We start from the raw sequence: 1572 nt of genomic DNA, 5'->3' as shown, positions 1-1572 counted from the left end.
CCACCAGCAGTAATGGCTTCGTTCCAAACAGCCAGACGGCGTCCTTTTGATTTTACGAAATCAGCCATTTCCTTAATGAAAAGGCTTTGAAGCTGCCGATAGCTGGTAAGCCCCAGCTCGCGGTAGCGTGCCTGACATTGCACATTGCCTTCCCAGGCCGATGTCGGGCACTCGTCGCCGCCGATGTGGAGATATTCGTAGGGGAAGATATCCATAAGTTCCTCCAGAATGTCTTTGGCAAACTGCACTGCCTGCGGATTGGCCACATTCATAACATCACTGGAGATGCCGCCGTCGCTCCACACAACGTGAGAACCGCCGGGGTTGCAACTGAATTCCGGATAAGCCGCCATTGCCGCACAGAAATGGCCGGGCATGTCTATTTCAGGAATTATTTCAATATGGCGTTCCTTGGCATAAGCCACCACTTCCTTGAGTTCTTCCCTGGTGTAAAAATAGGGGCCGTAGGGTTTGTTTATCCAATACTGCCCTTCGGTCATGCTGGTAAAGCGTGAGTTGGGTGCGATGCTGCCGACTGTCGTGAGACGGGGATACTTTTTAATTTCAACACGCCATCCCTGGTCGTCGCTCAGATGCCAGTGGAAACGGTTCATCTTGTACATGGACATCACGTTTATCATGCGCTTTACTTCCTCTACGGTAAAGAAGTGGCGTGACACGTCAAGCATAAATCCGCGGTAACCATAACGCGGTTCGTCGCTGATGCTTACCAGCGGCAGGGCATAACGGGTTATCCGGTCATCTGCCACACCGGCCATAACGTTGGGAGGCAGAATTTTCCTTATTGTCTGAAATGCGTAATAAAGTCCGGTGGCCGTAGAGGCTTTCACTTCCACTCCGCCGTCCGTCACGTTGACAACGTAACCTTCGGCAGAAACTGTAGGGTCTGACGAAATCTTAAACAAGGCCTCGGCTGTTTCATCCGTCAGAATGGCGCTGTAGCCTGTCGCACGGTTAAAGTTTCCTACAAACTTTCGGGTCTCAGCCGTCTGCTCCTCCGAAAGATTTTGTGTGAGTACGGCAAAGGATGGCGGCAAGAGCAGTTCGCCACCGGCTACAATGATATTCTTAGGTCTGGGGGTAAGGTTTACAAAGGACTGCCCCATGACGATGAAAGGCAGCATCAACCATAATATGGACCAAAGTACATTTCTTTTCATGCTTTTATGGTATTAAATTATAAATAAAAAAGCGACTGTTGGTAAAACCTGCAATTTCCCTCAAAGGCCATGTTCTTTTATCCTTTGTTTCTTTTAACGGACATCCTTGAAATGCCGTTGGAAAAGACCGGTGCATTTGCCTTTTCAGAGACAGACTGAAAATACAATCGGTGGTAAATTGGAATTTTGTTACAAATATACGCCTTTCTGTTTAACAAACAAGAAATTATATTCTTTTTTGCGTTCATCTGTCGGATTCATTTCAGTCACCTCATTTTTCATTGACTTTAAGGCAATTCGGACTTTAACATATTTAACTTTTCAAAACATTTCAGAGTGTTAAAATATAGGTTATAAGTAGTGGAGAGGAAAAAGTCTTTATTCGAATTCC

Annotated in this window: 1 protein-coding gene; it reads right to left on the bottom strand. The window is 46.4% G+C overall.

Annotation, left to right across the window (positions count from 1 at the left end):
- On the bottom strand, positions 1-1181 hold a 1181-nt coding region (locus C5S62_RS01635; protein ID WP_133159455.1), incomplete at its 3' end, for a beta-N-acetylhexosaminidase.
- Positions 1182-1572 lie beyond the last annotated feature (391 nt).

Origin of the sequence: Prevotella sp. MGM2 (genome assembly GCF_002933955.1) — a bacterium.
GTDB lineage: Bacteria > Bacteroidota > Bacteroidia > Bacteroidales > Bacteroidaceae > Alloprevotella.
The sequence above is the reverse complement of the archived record's forward strand: the minus strand, read 5'-3'. Positions and strand labels throughout refer to the sequence as shown.